The organism is Microtetraspora sp. NBRC 13810, from assembly GCF_030268685.1.
In the GTDB taxonomy this organism is placed as follows: Bacteria; Actinomycetota; Actinomycetes; order Streptosporangiales; family Streptosporangiaceae; genus BSRQ01.
Map to the genome: position 1 here is coordinate 1 of NZ_BSRQ01000083.1, position 349 is coordinate 349.

Here is a 349-nt window from a genome sequence, read left to right on the forward strand (position 1 = left end):
TACGGAGTGATGACCGGGCGTTCGGCTCCTTGGTAGCCCTTGTCCGCCAGGACGACGATCCCAGCATGTTCCAACGCACGCAGGATGCCCCAGATCCGGGCCGCACTCAGATCATGCGTCTTTCCCGACAGCGCACCCGAGGTCCACACGATCGTCCCGCTAGGCGAGGCGATGACCTGGACGTTCATCCCGTGCACGCGATGCTTGCCGGAGAAGTAGGGTCGGTCGGCCTTGATCCGATCGGTACGGATGAGCGTGCCGTCCAGCACCAGGTAGTGAAGCCCGTCCTTGCCGGCCTTGCGCAGGGCCTGCCCGAGCTTGGGCGAGCGGGCCGACAGCAGCATCACCG

General features: G+C 65.6%; 1 protein-coding gene. It reads right to left on the reverse strand.

Annotated features, from left to right (window positions below):
* Window positions 1–349, reverse strand: a 349-nt coding sequence (locus tag QSK26_RS41545) for a transposase family protein (protein WP_285780871.1), incomplete at both ends; no start/stop codon positions are given.